Origin of the sequence: Thermotoga sp. 2812B (genome assembly GCF_000789335.1) — a bacterium.
GTDB classification, from domain to species: domain Bacteria; phylum Thermotogota; class Thermotogae; order Thermotogales; family Thermotogaceae; genus Thermotoga; species Thermotoga maritima.
Genome location: NZ_CP003408.1, coordinates 491,894 through 512,291, shown reverse-complemented (window position 1 = coordinate 512,291; position 20,398 = coordinate 491,894). Strand labels below are relative to the sequence as shown.

The following is a 20,398-nucleotide window of genomic DNA, read 5'->3' as shown; positions in this document are numbered from 1 at the left end:
TATGGCACTGTTTGACATGCCTCTGGAGAAATTAAGGTCTTACCTTCCTGAAAGATACGAAGAGGAGGATTTTGACCAGTTCTGGAGAGAAACTCTTGAGGAATCAAAGAGGTTTCCTCTGGATCCTGTTTTTGAAAGAGTAGATTATTTACTTGAGAACGTGGAAGTGTACGATGTCACCTTCTCTGGTTACAAGGGGCAAAGGATAAAGGCGTGGTTAATTTTACCAGTTGTCAGGAAAGAAAAGAAGCTTCCATGTATTGTTCAGTTCATTGGGTACAGGGGAGGAAGGGGATTCCCGTTCGACTGGCTCTTCTGGAGTAGTGCGGGATATGCCAATTTTGTTATGGATACACGAGGCCAGGGAACGAGTAGAACAAAAGGTGACACACCAGATTATTGCGAAGAACCATTGAATCCCCAATTCCCAGGTTTTATGACTCGTGGTATACTGGATCCTAAAACGTATTATTATAGAAGAGTTTTTACAGATGCCGTAAGGGCTGTTGAAGCTGCAGCCAGTTTTCCAGAGATTGATCCTGAAAGAATAGCTGTTGTAGGGACAAGCCAGGGTGGTGGAATAGCACTCGCAGTCGCGGGGCTTTCCAATATTCCAAGGGCTCTCATTACAAACGTTCCCTTTTTGTGTCATTTTAGAAGAGCAGTTCAGATAACAGACAACGCTCCTTATAGTGAAATAGTAAATTATTTGAAAGTCCATAGAGACAAAGAAGAAATTGTGTTCAGGACACTTTCCTACTTTGACGGTGTAAATTTTGCGGTAAGGGCAAAAATACCAGCTCTCTTTTCTGTTGGGCTTATGGATAAAACTTGCCCGCCTTCTACAGTTTTTGCCGCCTACAATCATTATGCCGGTCCTAAGGAAATAAGGATATATTCATTCAACGAACATGAGGGAGGAGAGTCGTTCCAGAGAATGGAAGAACTTCGATTTTTGAGGAAAATTCTAAAGGGAGAAGTTTTAGAATGAAAGAGAAGTTCCTTAAATTTGTTGGAAAACACTATTTGAATCCTAAAAATAGTTTACCAGATAGAGATTTCATCAGAAGAATTCTTAGCTTACTTCTTCCCATCAACTCAAAATCCTGTTTCGTAGAGAAGGAAAGAAAATCAACAGAAAAGGACTTTTATTTCGAGGAACACATAAAGGCCCAGCTTGGTTCAATAGAATCTGAAAGTGTTCTTCTAAAACCAAAAGATGTGAAACCTCCTTTTCCTGTTGTGATAGCTTTTCATGATCACGGAGGATACTACTTTCATGGGAAGGGGCGTCTCTACATGGACGCTCCTCCTGGTTCATTCATGTTTGAATATCGAAAAAAAGGATACCAGGAAAGAAGATGGGTTCTAGATCTTGTGAAGAATGGATTTGCTGTTTTTTGTCCGGATGCTTTTTATTTTGGGAGCAGACGATTAAAAATGGAAATAGTCAAAGAATTTGTAGAAGATGAAGTTTACCAAGAACTCATCTCTTTAGACGAAGAGTCAGATGAGTATGTGAGACTTTTCAACAAAATTTCATCGAAACTGGAACCAGTTATCTGGAAGAATATAAATCTTCTTGGAACCAACTGGCCTGCTGTTCTTTTGAACGAAGATATCGCATGGATAAATTATCTATTAACCAGAGAGGATATCGACAGGAATGGAATGGGGAGTGTTGGTTTTTCACTTGGAGGTTTCAGATCTTTTCTAACGTCGGCCTTGAAACCAGAAATCAAGGCCTGTGTTGTGGTTTGTTTCATGGGTGAATTTGACGAAAATATGCTGGGAAAGTGTGCAGCACACACGTTTATGGTTCACATACCATCGCTTTCAAGGTATATGTCCTTTCCCGATATAGCAGGTCTAATATTTCCAAGAGATCTTTTAATCATGGTGGGGGAATATGATCATCTGTTTCCGAAGGAAAGGATTCCTGCTATAAAAGAAAATATCGAGAAGATTTATAATCAGTTACCTGAAAAACTTTCCTTCAAAGTATTCACCGAAGGACATGTTTTTTCTGTGAAGATGCAAGAATACGCGATTAAATTTTTTTGAGAAGGCTCTTTAATTTTGCTTACAATCATTGAAACAAGGAGGGATTATCATGGGTGATTTAGAGAAAAAGGTGAGTTCCCTTCTCTCGCAGATGAGTCTTGAGGAAAAGATTGCACAACTTGGGTCTGTACAGGGAAAAGACCTGATCGATGAGGATGGGAATTTCCAAGTAGAAAGAGCAAAAGAACTTCTCAAACATGGTATAGGAGAAGTAACAAGACCGGGAGGATCAACAAATCTTCCGCCAGAGAAAGTTGCAGAACTCGTAAACGAGATACAGCGATTCCTCGTAGAAGAAACACGACTCGGGATACCCGCCATAATGCATGAGGAGTGCCTTGCAGGATATATGGGACCTGGAGGGACCAGCTTTCCTCAGGCGATAGCAATGGCGAGTACATGGGATCCAGATCTCATAGAGAAGATGGCCTCTACCATCAGGGAAGATTTAAGGAAGATGGGTGTCCATCAGGGACTTGCTCCCGTTCTGGATGTTGCAAGAGATCCAAGATGGGGAAGAACGGAAGAGACGTTCGGAGAATCTCCTTACCTTGTTGCAAAAATGGGAGTTTCCTATGTAAAAGGACTCCAGGGTGATATTAAACACGGTGTGGCTGCTACTCTTAAACACTTTGCAGGTCACGGAGTACCGGAAGGGGGCAGGAACTGTAATCCAACGAACATACCGGAGAGAGAATTCAGAGAAATTTTTCTGCTTCCTTTTGAAGCAGCTATAAGGGAAGCAGAGGCTTTATCTGTTATGAATTCTTACAGTGAAATAGACGGTGTACCCTGTGCGATGAATAGAAGTCTTCTCACAGACATTTTAAGAAAAGAATGGGGATTCAAAGGCATTGTAGTAGCAGATTATGGAGCTGTGATGAGGTTAAAAGACCATCACAAAGTGGCAAAAGATGAGAAAGAAGCTGCCATGCTCTCTTTCACAGCGGGATTAGATTTGGAACTACCCTCCGCCAAGTGTTATGCATATTTGAAAGAACTCGTAGAAGAAGGCATTTTGTCAGAGTCTCTTATAGACGTGGCTGTTGCCAGGGTGTTGAAACTAAAGTTCATGCTTGGGCTCTTCGAGAATCCCTACGTTGAGGTGGAAAAAGCAAAGATAGAAAGCCACAGAGACATCGCGCTCGAGATAGCAAGAAAATCTATCATACTCCTCAAAAATGATAACATTCTTCCTCTTCAGAAAAACAAAAAAGTCGCTTTGATAGGTCCACATGCTTCTGACCCAAGACTCTTTTTCGGTGATTATACCTTCCTTGGACATATGAGAATCACTTCGGAGGGAACCTGGGATTCTGCAGTGATACTTCCTAAGGTTCAGAAAGAAAAGATGAAGCGTATTTTTGAAAAAGAACTCTCAAAAATACCATCCATTGTTGATATTCTCAAAGAAGAAGGGATCGAATTCGAATACGCAAAGGGTTGTGATGTGACAGGGGAAGACAGAAGCGGTTTCGAAGAGGCGATAGAAGTTGCAAAGAAATCCGACGTTGCCATCGTTGTCGTAGGGGACAAATCTGGACTCACCCTTGACTGCACAACCGGTGAGTCAAGAGACATGGCTAACCTCAAGCTTCCAGGTGTCCAGGAAGAACTCATCCTCGAAGTCGCAAAGACAGGAAAACCCATTGTTCTTGTCCTCATCACGGGAAGACCCTACTCACTCAAAAACGTCGCTGACAAGGTGAACGCGATCCTTCAGGTGTGGCTTCCTGGAGAAGCGGGAGGAAGAGCGATCGTTGACATCATCTACGGAAGGGTGAATCCCTCTGGAAAACTCCCGATCAGTTTCCCAAGAAGCGCTGGTCAGATTCCTGTCTTCCACTACGTCAAACCATCCGGGGGAAGGTCTCACTGGCACGGAGACTACGTGGACGAGAGCACAAAGCCTCTCTTCCCGTTTGGGCACGGTTTGTCTTACACGAAGTTCGAGTACAGCAACCTCCGGATCGAGCCGAAGGAAGTACCACCGGCCGGTGAGGTGGTGATAAAGGTGGACGTGGAAAACACCGGAGACAGAGACGGAGACGAGGTGGTGCAGCTTTATATCGGCCGTGAGTTTGCGAGTGTCACAAGGCCTGTGAAAGAACTTAAGGGTTTCAAGAGGGTCTCTTTGAAGGCAAAAGAGAAGAAGACTGTTGTGTTCAGGCTTCACATGGATGTACTCGCTTACTACGACAGAGACATGAAACTCGTGGTGGAGCCCGGTGAGTTCAAAGTGATGGTAGGAAGCTCTTCTGAAGACATCAGACTCACTGGTTCCTTCACTGTGGTCGGTGAAAAAAGAGAGGTGGTGGGAATGAGGAAATTCTTCACGGAAGTGGATGAAAAGTGAGAAAACAAATAAATAAAAAGGGAGGGGGATTCCCTCCCTTCTAATCCACCTTTAATGGTATTACTCTTCGTAGTAGAACTGTTCGGGCCTGAAGTTTCTCGGGGTTTTGAAAAGGTTGAAGTTCCACAGACAGTGTCTTGGAACGTTTTGCATTTTTTCGTTCACAACACCAGGTATTGGGACCTGTCCAACTGCTCCTATGAACCACAGATTTTCCTTAAAGATGTTCACGATCTCTTTTATAAGCATTTCTCTCCGCTCAGGATCAACTTCTGTGGTCACCTGATCCCAGAGTTCGTATAGTCTCCAGTAAACAGATCCTTCTTCAGGAGCTACACCTCCCTTTTTCCCGCCTGCGTACCACTGATAATACAATGGAGCCCACTTTCCTCCCTTGAGATCGATACAAAGGAAGAATGGCCCTCCAAACACCCATGCCACAACTTGAGGTTGACCGGAATTAAGCCTCGCGAAGTAAAGAGAGCGTTCCCTTGGCTGAAGAAGTACCTTAACTCCCACTTTTTCGATGTGGGATTTCATAAGCTCCAGTTCTTTGTCTGTTCCAGGTGGTACAAATTCTATGACGATCTCCACTCTCTTTCCATCCGGTCTGAGTCTCCAGCCTTCGGAGTCACGCTTGTCAAGTCCTATCTCATCGAGAAGTTTGTTTGCTCTATCTGGATCGTACTCAGCGTATGCCTTTTCCCATTCTGGATCGTAACCCTGAAGTCCTTCAACAAGAGAAGCTTGCCTGGGTTTTCCGAATCCACTGTAAACGAGTTGCCAGATCTCTTCTCTGTTGATCGCGAGTGAGAGAGCTTGCCTGAATTTTACGTTCCTCAAAAGTTCCCTCATGTATTCATCGTCACCTTGGTAGTTCTGATTGAAGAACAGAGCTGTCTCTGCTCCTCTGGTTGTTTTCGTGAGCAGCACTTTGTAATGCCCTTTGTCCTCGTTGGCAGCCAGCACCGTATACCAGTCGAACTTGATTCCCCTGAGCTGGAAGTCAACTTCTCCAGATATCAGTTTCAACAGGAAAGTTTCATCGTAACTTTGCATACGGTATTCGTAAATTTTGTCGATGTACGGAAGCTGATTTCCTTCGGTATCAACCTTGAAATAATAAGGATTTCTCTCAAATATGGCGAGTTCATCAGTTGACTCTTTTGAAAGTTTCCACGGAAGAAGAACGGGAAGATCGGGATTTCTTACAAACGCTGTCACTCCAACGTAATAATCTACCAGATACTGCGTCCAGTCCGTATAACCAGCTTCCTTTGCAAGTTTCTGTATCTTCTCTTCACCAACGTATTTTGGAAGGAAATTCTTCACATAGTGAGCAGGAACCATGACGTTCGAGTATACAATGTCGGTTAGATACATTGGAAACAATGGATTTGGTTTTTCAAAAATAAATTTGAGGGTGTATTTGTCCACGATTTCGATTTTGCAACCGACCAGGGTGGGCGGAACAAGGGTTCCTATACCTGCTCCAACAAGCCCTTTGAGTGCTCCACCTAGCACAAGGTCTTCATACCAACATCTAAAATCCTCGGTAGTTACTTCCACTCCATCGGACCACTTCAGACCTTCTCTGATCTTTGCCACAAACACTTTGTTGTCTTCTGTTTGGAGACTTTCAAGGATACATGGAAGGTATGCCGCACCTGTGTTATCAGCGAGTACCAGTCCTTCCATCATAAGACGACCTATGTTCCAGAAATCGGAAGGCCCCAACCAGACTCTTCTCATGATGCCTCCGTATTTCCCTGGTTTTTCCCAAGGCACAAGAACAACCGGATTCTTCGGAAGCCTCTGCTCAACGGGTGGGAGTTTTCCCTGCTTCGCAAGTTCTGAGAGCATCGGCGATTCGTGAAACTCTGTGATCTTCTTACCAGTCAGTGCTTCATAATCCGTCAGGTTGTAGTACTCTCCTGGTTTCACTGCCTTCAAACCGATCAGTTCAGCACTAAGACCAACACTGAGAAGGCCGAGTACCACAAGAAGAACCAGTAGACGACTCATGGAAACACCCCTTTTTATCCCTCCCCCCTTTGGGGGAGGGAGATTTCAGAATTATTTAAGCTCCTTGAAAACAAGCTTTCCAGCTCCAGCTCCTTTTGCCACTATACCCGGTATATCGTTAGTTGGATCGAGTGTGTAATCATAGAACTCCCTGGGATCAAATACCGGCTTACCCTCCTCGATAGGCCTTGTCTGTATGTCTCTGCAGTAACTGTAAAAATTGGCTGCATCTCCTTCTCCTACACTCAAATATCCTTCTACTGGTTCATCATAAGCGAAAGGCACAAAGAAGGGACTTATCTTCCAGATTACGTTTTCCTCTATGAAGCCACCGTAACCTACGAAGTAACACCCCTCGACATGAACTTTAGCACCATCAGCTGAAGCTACCGCATAGAGGGGAAGTACACTCGGGTAGAATCCCTGTCTGGGCCCTAAGGAGTAGTAATTGTTGAACACATGGACCATAGCACGAGAGACCCTTGGCATCCTCTGAATGTTGTTTATGAAGTAGTTATGATGAACGGTGAATTTGTCGCCATCAAGCGCCATAACTTTGTCGTGATTTGCGAACACACACCAGGATATAGTTATATACTGGGTACCTTTCGTAAAGTCCGTCATACCATCGTTTCCTGTGATAAACGTACAGTGGTCAACCCATATGTGGTGCGATTTTCTCACACCTATGTAGTCGAAGTCGTACTTCTTTCCATGAGGATCGTCCGGCATGTAGAACCCTTCAAACTGTATGTTCCTGATAATGATGTTCTTTTGACCTGTGATGTGAAATCCTCCTCCCACTATCTTCGCATTGTTGATCCCTATGAACGTTTTGTCTGATGTGACCTCGAATTCTCTCTTTGGTTCGAACACAATCGTTCCATCAATAACTATGATGTACTTTCCTTCAGTCTTAGCCCATTTTTCGAGCTCCTCTGCTGTCCTGACATATACGATCTCCCCTCCAGCCCCACCTGTCGTGCCCTCTGGACAGTCCTCGGTTGGAAGAGAAGCGAAACCATCTGGTTTGTCATAAATAGATGCCTCAATCTCTGCGGGTAGCAGAATGTCGCTCAAATCCACAGTCGACGCAAAGACCGCCACTCCGCTTACCAGTAGTACCAGATACAGAAGCACCTTCCTCATAAAGCTATCCCCCCAGCAAAAAACATTGTAATTACCTTCTTGTTTAAACTCCCAAAAGATTCAGTTTCTCTGCGAAATGACACGCCACGAGATGAGGATTTTGATCAGTACCTACGTTTCTGAGGTCGGGATACACCTCCTTACAGATAGCTTTAGCGTAAGGACACCTGGGATGGAAATAACAACCAGACGGTGGATTCGAAGGATCCGGCACCTCACCTGTGAGCTGAGCTTTCTTTCTCTTCCTCTTTGGATCCGGTTTTGGAACAGCAGAAAGAAGTGCTTCCGTGTAAGGGTGCTTTGGAGAAGAGAAGAGTTCTTCAGTTTCAGCCAGTTCCACGATCCTTCCCACGTACATCACAGCCACCCTGTTTGTGATATGTTCCACCACCCCAAGATCGTGCGAGATGAACAGGTACGTGAGGTTGTATTCCTTTTGAAGATCCTTCAGAAGATTTATGATCTGAGCCTGAACGGACACATCCAGAGCGGAAGTGGGTTCATCGCAGAGCACAAGTTTTGGCTTCAGTGCGATCGCACGTGCGATGGCGATTCTCTGTCTCTGCCCCCCAGAGAAAGCGTGCGGGTATCTCTGCATGTACTCAGGCCTGAGACCGACTGCCCTCAAAAGATCAGAAACGATGGCGTCTATCTCCTCTTTTCCCTTTATAACACCGTTCACCACAAGAGGTTCCGCAATGATATCACGCACCGTCATCCTCGGATTCAAAGAAGAGTAAGGATCCTGGAAGATCATCTGAAGAAACCGCCTCACACCCTTCTCCCTGAGTTCCTTCTCAGACAACTTGGTAATATCGACCTTTTCTCCATCCATATTGAGAACAATCTCACCCTCTGTCGGTTCGATCCCTCTCATGATGAGCTTTGCCGTTGTGGTCTTTCCACAGCCGCTTTCTCCAACAAGTCCTAAGGTCTCTCCCTCTTCTATGTGGAAGGAGATACCATCCACCGCCTTCAGATACCCAACAACCTTCCTTCTAAAACCCCGCTTTATGATGGGAAAGTACTTCTTCAGATTCTTCACCTCAAGAAGCGCCATCTTTTTCCCCTCCATAGAGAAAACAACTGACTCTGTGTTCTGGTCCTACCTCAACCTCAACTGGCTCTTTCTCATCACAAAGACCCTTCATCCTGTAGGGGCACCTTGGATGGAACCTGCAACCTTTTGGCATGTTCCTTGGATCTGGCACATCCCCTTCTATCACCTCGAGCCTTTCTACCCTCTTTCCCACAACAGGAATGGACCTCAAAAGAAGCGATGTGTACGGATGCTTGGGATTGTAGAAGAGTTCTTCAACCGGAGCGCTCTCTACCACCCTCCCAAGGTACATCACCACCACATGATCCGCCATCTCCGCAACGACTCCCATGTTGTGTGTGATCATCATGATCGCCATTTTGTACTCTTCCTGAAGCTCCCTCAAAAGATCAAGAACCTGAGCCTGTATCGTCACATCGAGGGCCGTGGTCGGCTCGTCTGCGATCAAAAGGCGCGGATTACACGAAAGGGCCATCGCAATCATCGCACGCTGCCTCATACCACCCGAGTACTCGAACGGATAGGCGTCTATCATCTTCTCCGGCTTTGGAATACCAACTCTTCTCAGAAGTTCTACCGCGCGCTCTCTTGCCTCCTGCTTTGTGATTCCAAAGTGGTAGATCATACCCTCCGTGATCTGATCTCCAATCGTGTACACAGGAGAAAAGGCAGCCATGGGCTCCTGAAAGATCATCGCAATGTGCCTTCCTCTGACCTTTCTGATCTCTTCCTTTGAGAACTTCACAAGGTCCACCATCTGACCGTCCATGTTGTAGAGGATCTCCCCCGAGACGATCCGACCTGCTGTACTCAAAAGCTTGATGATGGATCTTGCCGTGACGCTCTTTCCACAACCACTCTCTCCCACAACACCCAATGTCCTTCCTTCCTCTATCTCAAAACTCACACCATCCACTGCCTTCACAACACCTTCGTCTGTAAAAAAGTACGTTCTCAAATTTTTTATCTGAAGCAATGTACTCATTTCTGTCCCTCCTACATGTTCGCGTATGGATCGGCTGCATCTCTCAACCCATCACCGACGAAATTAAAGCAGAGAACAGTTACTATTACAAACACAACAGGAAGCAAGAGCCATGGGTACATAGAAACAACCGTGAGATTCTGCGCTCCCTGCAAAAGAACCCCCCAGCTGATAGCAGGAGGCCTTATACCAAGCCCCAGAAAACTCAAACTCGTTTCACCGAGAATCATGTTCGGTATGGACAGAGTTATACTTGCAATAAGATAGCTTATAAACGAAGGCAACATGTGACGGAATATGATTCTGAAATTAGAAGCACCCATAAACTTCGCTGCCATGACGAAATCTTCTTCTCTCAAAGATAAGAACCTGCTTCTCACAACCCTTGCAAGGCCTGTCCAGCTTGTGAGAGAAAGAATTACTGTAACGGCAAAGTAAACCTTTACAGGTGACCAGTTGGGAGGTACTGCTGCACTCAAGGCCATCCAGAGAGGAATCGTTGGGATACTCCTTATGACTTCTATAGTCCTCTGAATGAAATTATCCACAACACCTCCCAAATAACCAGATATTCCGCCAATGACAATGCCAAGTGCAAAACTTAAAAACACACCTACCAAACCTATTGTTGTGGAAATTCTGGCTCCATAGAGAATTCTCGACAGCATATCTCGACCCAATGCATCGGTTCCGAGGAGGAACAGATATCCTCCTTTTTCTACTCCTATAAAATGCAAGTCTGATTCCCAAATACCCCAGAGTTTGTATTTATCTCCCCGAACAAAGAACTTTATTTTATATATCTGAGATTTATCGACCGTATAAACCCTCCTCAAAGTTTCAAGATCAATGCTTGATTTGTATCCGTAAACAAATGGCCCTATGAATTTTCCTTCGTGGAAAAAGTGAATCACCTGAGGAGGAGCATAAGGAAAGCGAGCGTTGTATCTATTGGGATCATACGGAGCAAAGAATTCACAGAAAATACCCAAGATGTACATTATCAACAGCACAACTCCACCTATAACCGCCATCCTATGTCTTTTAAAACGCCACCAAATTAATTGCCACTGTGATGCGTAATAAAACTGTTCTTCCTTGTTCTTCATCTCTTTTCTTCTTCTCACAGCTCTATCCCTCCTACTCGAACCTGATCCTTGGGTCTACCCAGGCAAGTAAAATATCAGAGATCAATGTTCCAAGTACGGTGAAAAAGCTCAGAAACATAACAAGACTTCCTGCCAGATACATATCTTGACTCATCAGGGCACCATATAGAAGAGGACCAACAGTCGGGAGATTTAACACGATGGCGGTTATAGTCTCTCCAGAAAAGACACGCGGAATGGTCCAACCAACCGTGCTGATGAACGGAATCATGGCTATCCTCATTGGGTATTTCCAGAAAACATACCTCTCTGGCAATCCCTTGGAAAGAGCAGCCTCCACGTATGGTTTATGAAGCTCATCCAGAAGGTTTGCCCTCAACGTCCTGATGAGGCCTGCCATCCCTGCTGTTCCCACAACAACCATTGGAACCCACAGATGTTTCAACATATCAACAAACTTAGCAAAGCTCCACGGAGCATTTATGTATTCTTGTGAAAACAATCCTCCAAGATTCACACCTGCCCAAGAGTAAGCTAACCACAGCAAAATCAATGCTAAAAGAAAATTTGGAGTCGCTAGTCCTATATATCCGAGGAGTGTTGCCAGATAATCTCCCAAAGAGTACTGGTGTGTAGCCGAATACATACCTATTACAAATCCTGTCACCCATGAAAAGACAATCGCTATTGTTGAAACCACGACAGACATTCCCAATCTACCCCACAACAACTGATTGACGGGTTTGTTCCAGTAAAATGAATAACCAAAATCACCGTGCAGAATTCCCCAGAGCCATTTGAAATATTGAGCGTAAACAGGAAGGTCCAAACCATATTGTTTCCTAAGAGCATCTATTGTGGCTTGATCAACCTCTTCTCCGGTAGACTGGAGATAAGCAATATAGGCAGTCAAAAAATCACCTGGTGGTAGCTGAATGATTGTAAATACTATCACCGAGATAACAAGTAGTGTGATAATCATGTTCACTAAACGTCGCATAATATACCCTAACATCTCATCACCTCTACCCAGCGATAGATTTGATCTCTATTCTTAATTGGTTATGGATAAGAGGGGTGGAGAAATTCCACCCCCTGATTGGTTCATTTGGCATAGTAGAACTGTTCGGGTCTGAAATTTTTGGGAGTCTTGAGCATATCGAAGGAGAACAGCAAATCTTCAGAGACATTTCTCAGATTCTTGTTGACAACGAACGGAACTGCTGTTTCTCCAACCCATCCTACAAACCAGAGGTTCTCTTTGAAGAGATCTACCAGCTCTTTTGCAAGTTGGTCTCTCTTGTTCGGATCAACCACTTTTGCTATTTGATCCCTCAGTTCATAGAACCTCCATAGTACGGAACCTTCCTCGGGTTTTATTCCAACTCCTTCTTTCTTTCCGCTGGTGTACCACTTATAAGAGAGAGGAGCGAACAAAGATCCGCTGTAATCTCCGTCGAACAGAAGGTTTGCTGCTCCAATACCCTGAACACCTATCTGTATTTTCCCAGATTCTAACCTCGCAAACCACAGAGATCTCTCTCTCTGCTGAAGAAGTACTTTCACCCCAACTGCTTCAATGTAGGACTTCACCATTTCTAATTCCGGTGTGTTAGCTGGGTCATAATATTCAATGATGATCTCCAGTCTCTTTCCATCCGGTCTGAGTCTCCAGCCTTCAGAGTCACGCTTGTCAAGTCCTATCTCATCGAGAAGTTTGTTTGCTCTATCTGGATCGTACTCAGCGTATGCCTTTTCCCATTCTGGATCATAGTAAGCTGCTCCTTTGACGAGTGAAGACTGCCGTGGTTTTCCTATTAATCCTCCATAACGGAGCATCCAGATTTCTTCTCTGTTAATCGCAAGTGAGATGGCTCTTCTGAAATTAACGTTCCTCAGGATATCAGCGATAACAGGATCATCCTGATATTCTTGGTTGAAGAATAAAGCTATAGAGGATGTGGTTCTAACAGGAAGAACTCTGTAACCACCTTTTTGTTCATTAGCTTTGAGAATCTGGAAAGTTTCCAGATTTGTTGAGAAGTGTCTGCCCTGAAAGTCGATCTCGCCGGAAATAGCCTTTAGAATGATCATCTGTTGCTCCGTCGCGTAAGCAAAATGAACCTCGTCGATATACGGGAGTTGATTGCCTTCAGGGTCAACTTTGAAGTAATAAGGATTTCTTTCAAGTACCAAGAGTTGTTCCGTTGAACGTTTGGAAACTTTCCACGGGAGCAGAACTGGAAGATCTGGATTCATCACCCAAACCTTTGCCGCGTCTCCAGATCCCAAACAGAAGTCTTTTACAAACTTATCCCAGGACGCGTAACCATGTTCCTTTGCTATCTCCTGAGCTTTTTCTTCTCCTATGTATCTCGGAAGGAACTTTTTTACATAGTGTGAAGGCACAAGAATTCCGGTGTAGAACTCATCTGCTAATCGAATTGGGAAAGTTGGGAAGGGTTCTTTGAAAACGAATCTAAAGGTGTAGTCATCGATTATCTCTATTTTAAAGTCTCTATCTCTGAGCCACCCAGGAATTGTATCGTTCAGTGCACCGTTCTTGACAACATCTTCGTACCAGAACTTGATATCTTCAGTTGTCACTGGAACACCATCGGACCATCTCAAACCTTTTCTAATTTTGGCTGTGAACACCTGACCTGTTTCATCTGAGGTAAGGCTTTCAAGAATGTTCGGGAGTGGTCTGGCTCCGGTTTTATCCATCATTAGCAGACCTTCAAACACTAATCTTCCTGCACACCACCAGTCCGCTATGCCTTTCCAAACTCTTCTGAGCACACCGCCGTACTTTCCTATACCTTCGTAAGGTACAACAACGAGAGGATTTTCCGGAAGCCTCTGCTCAACGGGTGGGAGTTTTCCCTGCTTCGCAAGTTCTGAGAGCATCGGCGATTCGTGAAACTCTGTGATCTTCTTACCAGTCAGTGCTTCATAATCCGTCAGGTTGTAGTACTCTCCTGGTTTCACTGCCTTCAAACCGATCAGTTCAGCACTAAGACCAACACTGAGAAGGCCGAGTACCACAAGAAGAACCAATAGACGCCTCATGGAAACACCCCCTCTAAAAAACTGATGTTCCACATATCAGTTTTCAGCTAGACTACAATATAATATTGTAATAAATTTCATTCTCCTGTGTCAAATCATTCCACTTTTTGAATCCTCAAGGCCATAAAGGATTTTCCGGGAAGCTTTAACTGAACTTTTCCTGAGAACACTCCGAGTTTTGTTATCTTCATCTCCCAGGTGTCTATAAGTTCTACTTTATATTTTTTACCCTCAGGCAGTTTCAGTTCTTCTTCTTCGGAAGGTTTGTAGAGATCGTAATAGAAAAGGATGTATTCATCGTCTTTTGCAAGGCAGTGGTTGTATCTTATTGAACTGATATATCTTGGGTCTCTATGATCGATTGGTTCCAGTGGGAATGGGGCTTCCTCAATGATTGATCTCAAAAATGCTATTCTTGTAGGGCTTTCTCCTTTGAGTTTTCCTCCTTTTGACCACCAGAGGACTTCGTCTTCAGAGTAGTAAGTTTCTCCATGTGTCACATAACCTCCAGAGGTAACACCTTCCCAAAAACGATTTACCATCTCCCACGCGGGCAGACTGCCCCATCGCCTTGGTATGTCCCCTTCATAACCACACTCGTCTACAACTATGGGTTTCTTATATTTCTCCCTCCACGTTGTTATTGGCCTTATGCCCGTATCGCCTCCTCCCCACGACATCAACGATCCTTGCCACTGGATGCTGGCATGTGTTGATGCCAGGGTTTTGTGTGGATCGTAGAATATGACCTCCATTGTGAATGGATGCGAAGATGATTGTACGGATGCCTTCTCCACTATCAACTGGAAGTATCCATCCCAATCTTTCTCCACGTTCTTGTGAGAGTATAGAAAATCCCATTCGTTCGCCATTGACCACCACACGGTTTCTGTAAGAAGAAATTCTCGCTATCAGATACCTCAAGTACGCTTTGTCCACTTCTTCCGGCATGCTGCAAAATCCCCATTTGTCATACGGATGGAACAGTATCACGTCCGCTTCTATCCCCATGTCCATAAGTTCCTTCACTAACCTCTCAAAGTGCTGGAAAAACTTCACATTGAACTCTACCTGATATCTCCCGTCTTCCTCTCTCCAGCTCATAGGAAGCATAGGAGGTTCTTCTCTATTGTAAGCGTAGTACTTCGGAAACACACACATCCTGACTTTGTTGAATGGAGAGTTCCTGAGTGATTCGAGTGTCTGCTGAATGAGTTCTTCTCTCTGGTGTACCCACGCATAGAGTGTTGTCCCAAACGGATGGTAAGGTGTCCCATCTTCATAGCAGAAATGATAAGTGTTGCACACTCGAACAGGTCCATGATTCCCTTCAGAAGGGTCAACACACAGAAACTCTCCTTTCATACCGTCAAGATCTTTGATGTCGCTTCTTACCTCGTACTTCCACAAACCAGTCCTGTTCGGCATGAACCTGATCTTGAAGGTATCTTCCCCATCATAAAAGCCTTCCACTTCAAAACTGTCACCAGCTTCGCTTGTAAACACTGCTTTGATTTCTACGTCTGTAAAAGGATTCCCCTCCGCTTTCCCTTTGAGTGTTATTTCGTATGTTCCCCAGCGTTCAACTTCCCGTATCTTCTCCATTTAGACAATACACCTCCTTTAGAAACTGGCTAATTGTTGCCTTCTTCAACTTCAATCAAATTCCAGAGTTCGGGTAATTTCTCTAAGAAGCAGACATCTTAACTAAAAAGAAACTCCTACTCCTCTCATTTTCCGATGCACGAAATGCATTGACTTTGAGAAATCAGCAATATGCCGGGACACTGCTGAGGTAGCTCCCCTGTTAGATCAAGTTTTCCTGCTATAGCTTTCGCCTTCACTGTTTCACTGTTCGCTACAATTTTAACAGACACACTCAATAAAAGTCAATAATCCGAAAGTGTCTTTTATAATATTTTAATTGCTGCAAAAAACGTTTTCGAAAACGTTTGCAAAATATGGATTTGCAAACAGTTGTGGTAATATTTAAGGTACAAGGTCATGAAACATCACATATCTTTCATAGGTGCAAAATAAGGATAAATCAGGAGGTGATAGGGTTGAAAGCTCACGCCATGGTGCTCGAAAAGTTCAATCAACCTCTTGTATATAAAGAATTCGAGATCTCAGACATTCCACGAGGATCTATTCTGGTTGAAATTCTCTCTGCAGGTGTTTGTGGTTCCGATGTTCACATGTTTCGCGGAGAAGATCCCAGAGTACCTCTTCCCATCATCCTGGGGCACGAGGGTGCAGGAAGAGTTGTCGAAGTGAACGGAGAAAAGAGAGATCTCAATGGAGAACTCCTTAAACCCGGTGATTTGATAGTCTGGAATAGGGGTATCACCTGTGGTGAATGTTACTGGTGTAAGGTGTCAAAAGAACCTTATCTCTGTCCAAATAGAAAGGTCTATGGAATAAACAGGGGATGTTCTGAGTATCCTCACCTCAGAGGATGCTACAGTTCTCACATTGTGCTGGACCCAGAAACAGACGTTTTAAAGGTATCGGAAAAAGACGATCTCGACGTTCTTGCTATGGCGATGTGTTCGGGAGCAACTGCATACCACGCGTTTGATGAGTATCCTGAATCCTTTGCTGGGAAGACCGTTGTTATACAGGGAGCGGGACCTTTGGGATTGTTTGGAGTTGTTATAGCAAGGAGTCTTGGTGCGGAGAATGTGATTGTAATAGCGGGTTCTCCGAACAGGCTGAAACTTGCCGAAGAAATAGGAGCAGATCTCACATTGAACAGAAGAGAAACGAGTGTTGAGGAGAGAAGAAAAGCAATAATGGACATCACACACGGTAGAGGAGCAGATTTTATCCTGGAAGCGACGGGGGACAGCAGAGCACTTCTCGAAGGATCTGAGTTACTGAGAAGAGGAGGATTTTACTCTGTTGCGGGGGTAGCTGTGCCACAGGATCTTGTACCTTTTAAAGTTTACGAATGGCTTGTTTTGAAGAACGCGACTTTCAAGGGAATCTGGGTCAGTGATACTTCACACTTTGTGAAGACGGTTTCAATCACGTCCAAGAATTATCAACTTCTTTCCAAGCTCATCACGCACAGACTTCCTTTGAAAGAGGCAAACAAAGCCCTGGAACTCATGGAATCGAGAGAGGCTTTGAAAGTAATCCTTTATCCGGAGGGATGATCATGGAAGAACTGGCAAAAAAGATTGAAGAAGAAATTTTGAATCACGTGAGAGAGCCTCAGATACCCGATCGGGAGGTTAACCTCCTTGATTTTGGAGCGAGAGGGGATAGAAGAACAGACTGTTCTGAGAGCTTCAAAAGGGCCATAGAAGAACTTTCAAAACAGGGCGGAGGAAGACTGATTGTTCCCGAAGGTGTGTTTCTAACGGGACCAATTCATTTGAAGAGCAATATCGAACTCCACGTGAAGGGAACCATAAAATTCATTCCTGATCCTGAGAGATACCTTCCCGTCGTTCTCACCAGGTTCGAGGGAATCGAACTGTACAATTATTCTCCCCTGGTTTACGCCTTAGATTGTGAGAACGTGGCTATCACCGGAAGTGGGGTTTTGGACGGTTCAGCAGACAACGAACACTGGTGGCCCTGGAAGGGAAAGAAAGATTTCGGATGGAAGGAAGGACTTCCCAACCAGCAGGAGGATGTAAAAAAACTGAAAGAAATGGCCGAGAGAGGAACACCAGTTGAAGAAAGGGTGTTCGGAAAAGGACATTATCTGAGACCGAGTTTTGTTCAGTTTTACAGATGCAGAAATGTTTTGGTAGAGGGTGTGAAGATCATCAACTCTCCTATGTGGTGTGTACATCCGGTTCTCTCTGAAAATGTGATCATAAGAAACATTGAAATTTCAAGCACGGGCCCAAACAATGATGGTATCGATCCTGAATCCTGCAAGTATATGCTCATTGAGAAATGCAGATTCGACACAGGTGATGATTCTGTGGTCATCAAATCGGGGAGAGACGCGGACGGAAGACGAATCGGAGTACCTTCTGAATACATTCTTGTGAGGGATAACCTGGTGATCAGTCAGGCGAGTCATGGTGGACTTGTGATTGGGAGTGAGATGTCTGGTGGTGTGAGAAACGTCGTTGCAAGGAACAACGTCTACATGAATGTGGAAAGGGCTCTCAGGTTGAAAACGAATTCCAGGCGTGGAGGATACATGGAGAACATCTTCTTTATAGACAACGTGGCTATGAACGTTTCAGAAGAGGTGATCAGAATAAATCTCAGATACGATAACGAAGAGGGAGAATATCTTCCTGTAGTCAGAAGCGTTTTTGTTAAGAACCTGAAGGCGACAGGTGGAAAATACGCTGTACGGATTGAGGGTCTGGAGAATGATTATGTAAAAGATATTCTGATATCTGATACTATAATTGAAGGAGCGAAGATCTCTGTTCTTCTTGAGTTCGGTCAGTTGGGGATGGAGAATGTTATCATGAATGGATCAAGATTCGAAAAGCTTTACATCGAAGGTAAAGCTCTGCTGAAATAAAATAGGGAGGTGACGCCGGTGAAATCTCATATTGGTCTCATCGGTCTTGCTGTGATGGGTCAGAATCTTGCACTGAACATTGCGAGGAAAGGCTACAAAGTTTCGGTTTACAACAGAACAGCACAGAGAACGGAGGAATTTGTGAAAAATCGTGTAACGAATGAAGAGATAGAACCTCATTACGATATCGAAAGCTTCGTGAAGTCTCTCGAAAGACCAAGAAAGATAATCTTAATGGTAAAGGCAGGAAAACCCGTGGATGATACGATTTCTCAGCTTCTTCCTCACCTCGAACCAGGTGATTTGATAATAGACGGTGGTAATTCCCATTACATGGATACCGAAAGACGCTTCAAGGAACTCTCTGAAAAGGGAATACTTTTCCTCGGTATGGGAGTTTCTGGTGGTGAGTACGGGGCTCTTCACGGGCCTTCTCTCATGCCTGGGGGAAGTAGAGAAGCGTACAACCTGGTTGAGGAGATTCTTTTGAAAATAGCAGCGAAAACAGAGGATGGACCGTGCTGTACATACGTTGGTGAAAGATCGGCGGGGCACTTTGTGAAGATGGTTCACAACGGAATAGAATACGCCATCATGCAGGCGATAGCGGAAGTTTATCACGTTATGAGAGATGTTTTGAGCCTATCACCTGAAGAAATGTCCAGTATCTTTGAAGAGTGGAACAGAGGGGAACTCAGCTCGTTCCTGGTGGAGATCACCTACAAGATTTTGAGAAAGAAAGATGAAGAAACAGGAAAACCGATGGTCGATGTGATCCTGGACAAGGCAGAACAGAAGGGAACTGGAAAGTGGACATCCCAAGCAGCCCTTGACCTCGGAATACCTACCCCTTCCATAAACCTGGCCGTGGTTGAAAGGGTGATCTCCCACTTCAAAGAGGAAAGAACAAAACTTTCGAAACTGTATAATAAGAGAAGAAGCGCTCTCCAGAAGAGTGAGGAGTTCTTGAAAGATCTCAGAGATTCACTCTTTTTTGCCATGTTCATGGCCTTTTCTCAGGGTATGTGGTTGATCTCAGAAGCGTCAAAGGAATTCAACTACAACGTGGATCTTTCTGAAGTACTCAGAATCTGGAAGGGAGGATGTATCATAAGAGCAAAGTTGATAGACACGCTGAGAAGATACATATCGGATGAAAATGCGCATTTGCTGGAGAGTGAGGAAGTAATTTTTCTTCTGAAGGAGCGAATTGGTTCTTTGAAGAATGTTTTGAAGGTGTCCATAGAAAACGAGATCCCCGTTCCTGTTTTGAGTTCTTCTTACAACTACTTCATGAGCCTCACTGAGGAAAGACTGCCGGCGAATCTCATACAGGCTCAAAGGGATTTCTTCGGAGCGCATACGTTTGAGAGAGTAGACAAAGAAGGTGTGTTCCACATCAACTGGGAGGAAGGAGAGGTAGAATGAAAAAAATCGAAGTGGACCTTGTGAGAACTACGGTCTACAATCTTCTCAAAGAAATGATACTGAACCACGAATTGAAGCTTGGGGAGAAACTAAACGTGAGGGAACTCTCCGAAAAACTCGGTATTAGCTTTACTCCAGTGCGGGATGCCCTTCTCCAACTTGCAACTGAAGGTCTTGTGAAGGTGGTTCCAAGGGTTGGATTTTTTGTAACCGACGTCGATGAGAAATTCATAAGAGAAACCATAGAGACGAGAATCATGATGGAAGTCTTCTGTCTTGAAAATTACTTCGAAAAAATCTCCCGTTCCAGCGAGCTTCTGGAAATAAAAAATGAAATCGAGGATGTAGAGAAAAGCGCAAAGAGAGAGATTTTCGACGATTCCGATGAAAGACTGCACAAACTCTTTATCAGAGCCTCGGGGAATGATCTCATTATCTCTTTGTATGAAAAGATATGGGATCGTATAGACCTCGTAAGGCATTTGAACGAAAGGTACATCGTTTCGAACAGGGAACACAAAGAACTCATAGAGAGAATCATCAGCGGCGATAAAGAAGGTGCCATAGAGAAGTTAAGAGAACACTTGAAAAATGTGGAGGCGGAGACCATAAAGAACCTGTACACGTATGAAAGGAGTTGAGAAAA

Annotated in this window: 16 protein-coding genes; 7 read left to right on the top strand and 9 right to left on the bottom strand. The window is 44.4% G+C overall.

Translation table 11 applies throughout. The annotated features are described in order from the left end of the window. Window position 1 precedes the first annotated feature (1 nt). The 3 genes from T2812B_RS02620 to T2812B_RS02610 are packed head-to-tail and all read left to right on the top strand — an operon-like array spanning window position 2 to window position 4,420. Complete coding sequence (locus tag T2812B_RS02620) at window positions 2–991, top strand: acetylxylan esterase (protein ID WP_008192031.1); 990 nt, start codon at window positions 2–4, stop codon at window positions 989–991. Further along, entirely contained in the window at window positions 988–2,064 is a 1,077-nt protein-coding gene (locus tag T2812B_RS02615; RefSeq protein ID WP_008192033.1) for a dienelactone hydrolase family protein, read from the top strand. The genes T2812B_RS02620 and T2812B_RS02615 overlap by 4 nt, the downstream gene beginning before the upstream one ends. Before the next feature lie 49 nt (window positions 2,065–2,113). After that, complete coding sequence (locus T2812B_RS02610; protein ID WP_008192035.1) at window positions 2,114–4,420, top strand: glycoside hydrolase family 3 N-terminal domain-containing protein; 2,307 nt, start codon at window positions 2,114–2,116, stop codon at window positions 4,418–4,420. Between the two features lie 60 nt (window positions 4,421–4,480). On the opposite strand, the gene T2812B_RS02605 is transcribed toward T2812B_RS02610, so the two are convergent. The 9 genes from T2812B_RS02605 to T2812B_RS02570 all read right to left on the bottom strand — a co-directional run bounded on the left by T2812B_RS02605 (window position 4,481) and on the right by T2812B_RS02570 (window position 15,425). Then, window positions 4,481–6,445: an ABC transporter substrate-binding protein gene (locus T2812B_RS02605; protein WP_008192036.1), complete on the bottom strand. Its 1,965-nt coding sequence runs from the start codon at window positions 6,443–6,445 to the stop codon at window positions 4,481–4,483. Between the two features lie 51 nt (window positions 6,446–6,496). Next, window positions 6,497–7,594: a polysaccharide lyase family 1 protein gene (locus T2812B_RS02600; RefSeq protein ID WP_008192037.1), complete on the bottom strand. Its 1,098-nt coding sequence runs from the start codon at window positions 7,592–7,594 to the stop codon at window positions 6,497–6,499. 43 nt (window positions 7,595–7,637) lie between these two features. Further along, window positions 7,638–8,654, bottom strand: coding sequence for an ABC transporter ATP-binding protein (locus T2812B_RS02595; RefSeq protein WP_008192040.1), 1,017 nt, complete (start codon window positions 8,652–8,654; stop codon window positions 7,638–7,640). Next, entirely contained in the window at window positions 8,641–9,639 is a 999-nt protein-coding gene (locus T2812B_RS02590; RefSeq protein ID WP_008192041.1) for an ABC transporter ATP-binding protein, read from the bottom strand. The genes T2812B_RS02595 and T2812B_RS02590 overlap by 14 nt, the downstream gene beginning before the upstream one ends. An 11-nt stretch (window positions 9,640–9,650) precedes the next feature. After that, entirely contained in the window at window positions 9,651–10,748 is a 1,098-nt protein-coding gene (locus T2812B_RS02585) for an ABC transporter permease (RefSeq protein WP_051001661.1), read from the bottom strand. Between the two features lie 31 nt (window positions 10,749–10,779). Beyond that, entirely contained in the window at window positions 10,780–11,763 is a 984-nt protein-coding gene (locus T2812B_RS02580) for an ABC transporter permease (protein WP_008192045.1), read from the bottom strand. 89 nt (window positions 11,764–11,852) lie between these two features. Continuing rightward, the gene (locus tag T2812B_RS02575; protein WP_038050680.1) at window positions 11,853–13,820 is read right to left on the bottom strand and encodes an ABC transporter substrate-binding protein; all 1,968 of its coding nucleotides are present in this window, start codon (window positions 13,818–13,820) and stop codon (window positions 11,853–11,855) included. Between the two features lie 95 nt (window positions 13,821–13,915). Further along, window positions 13,916–14,320, bottom strand: a complete 405-nt coding sequence (locus T2812B_RS09805; protein ID WP_231556594.1) for a DUF5605 domain-containing protein — start codon at window positions 14,318–14,320, stop codon at window positions 13,916–13,918. Between the two features lie 118 nt (window positions 14,321–14,438). Then, entirely contained in the window at window positions 14,439–15,425 is a 987-nt protein-coding gene (locus T2812B_RS02570; RefSeq protein WP_231556593.1) for a DUF5060 domain-containing protein, read from the bottom strand. 452 nt (window positions 15,426–15,877) lie between these two features. Between T2812B_RS02570 and T2812B_RS02565 the strand changes: the two genes are divergently transcribed. Genes T2812B_RS02565 through T2812B_RS02550 form a run of 4 tightly spaced genes read left to right on the top strand, consistent with a single transcriptional unit; the run spans window position 15,878 to window position 20,393 of the window. Beyond that, a complete protein-coding gene (locus tag T2812B_RS02565; protein WP_038050746.1) occupies window positions 15,878–16,981 on the top strand; it encodes a zinc-binding dehydrogenase in 1,104 nt (367 codons plus the stop codon). After that, a complete protein-coding gene (pelB, locus tag T2812B_RS02560; RefSeq protein ID WP_081501860.1) occupies window positions 16,978–18,324 on the top strand; it encodes an exopolygalacturonase PelB in 1,347 nt (448 codons plus the stop codon). The genes T2812B_RS02565 and pelB overlap by 4 nt, the downstream gene beginning before the upstream one ends. Before the next feature lie 18 nt (window positions 18,325–18,342). Continuing rightward, the gene (gene gndA / locus T2812B_RS02555; protein ID WP_008192055.1) at window positions 18,343–19,752 is read left to right on the top strand and encodes an NADP-dependent phosphogluconate dehydrogenase; all 1,410 of its coding nucleotides are present in this window, start codon (window positions 18,343–18,345) and stop codon (window positions 19,750–19,752) included. Beyond that, entirely contained in the window at window positions 19,749–20,393 is a 645-nt protein-coding gene (locus tag T2812B_RS02550) for a GntR family transcriptional regulator (RefSeq protein ID WP_008192061.1), read from the top strand. Before gndA ends, T2812B_RS02550 begins: the two co-directional genes overlap by 4 nt. The last annotated feature ends 5 nt before the right edge of the window (window positions 20,394–20,398 follow it).

Bases quoted from the DNA above. Each gene is read 5' to 3' on its own strand.
- T2812B_RS02620 (WP_008192031.1), top strand. From the start codon at position 2: ATGGCACTGTTTGACATGCCTCTGGAGAAATTAAGGTCTTACCTTCCT.
- T2812B_RS02615 (WP_008192033.1), top strand. From the start codon at position 988: ATGAAAGAGAAGTTCCTTAAATTTGTTGGAAAACACTATTTGAATCCT.
- T2812B_RS02610 (WP_008192035.1), top strand. From the start codon at position 2,114: ATGGGTGATTTAGAGAAAAAGGTGAGTTCCCTTCTCTCGCAGATGAGT.
- T2812B_RS02605 (WP_008192036.1), bottom strand. From the start codon at position 6,445: ATGAGTCGTCTACTGGTTCTTCTTGTGGTACTCGGCCTTCTCAGTGTT.
- T2812B_RS02600 (WP_008192037.1), bottom strand. From the start codon at position 7,594: ATGAGGAAGGTGCTTCTGTATCTGGTACTACTGGTAAGCGGAGTGGCG.
- T2812B_RS02595 (WP_008192040.1), bottom strand. From the start codon at position 8,654: ATGGCGCTTCTTGAGGTGAAGAATCTGAAGAAGTACTTTCCCATCATA.
- T2812B_RS02590 (WP_008192041.1), bottom strand. From the start codon at position 9,639: ATGAGTACATTGCTTCAGATAAAAAATTTGAGAACGTACTTTTTTACA.
- T2812B_RS02585 (WP_051001661.1), bottom strand. From the start codon at position 10,748: ATGAAGAACAAGGAAGAACAGTTTTATTACGCATCACAGTGGCAATTA.
- T2812B_RS02580 (WP_008192045.1), bottom strand. From the start codon at position 11,763: ATGTTAGGGTATATTATGCGACGTTTAGTGAACATGATTATCACACTA.
- T2812B_RS02575 (WP_038050680.1), bottom strand. From the start codon at position 13,820: ATGAGGCGTCTATTGGTTCTTCTTGTGGTACTCGGCCTTCTCAGTGTT.
- T2812B_RS02570 (WP_231556593.1), bottom strand. From the start codon at position 15,425: ATGGAGAAGATACGGGAAGTTGAACGCTGGGGAACATACGAAATAACA.
- pelB (WP_081501860.1), top strand. From the start codon at position 16,978: ATGATCATGGAAGAACTGGCAAAAAAGATTGAAGAAGAAATTTTGAAT.
- T2812B_RS02550 (WP_008192061.1), top strand. From the start codon at position 19,749: ATGAAAAAAATCGAAGTGGACCTTGTGAGAACTACGGTCTACAATCTT.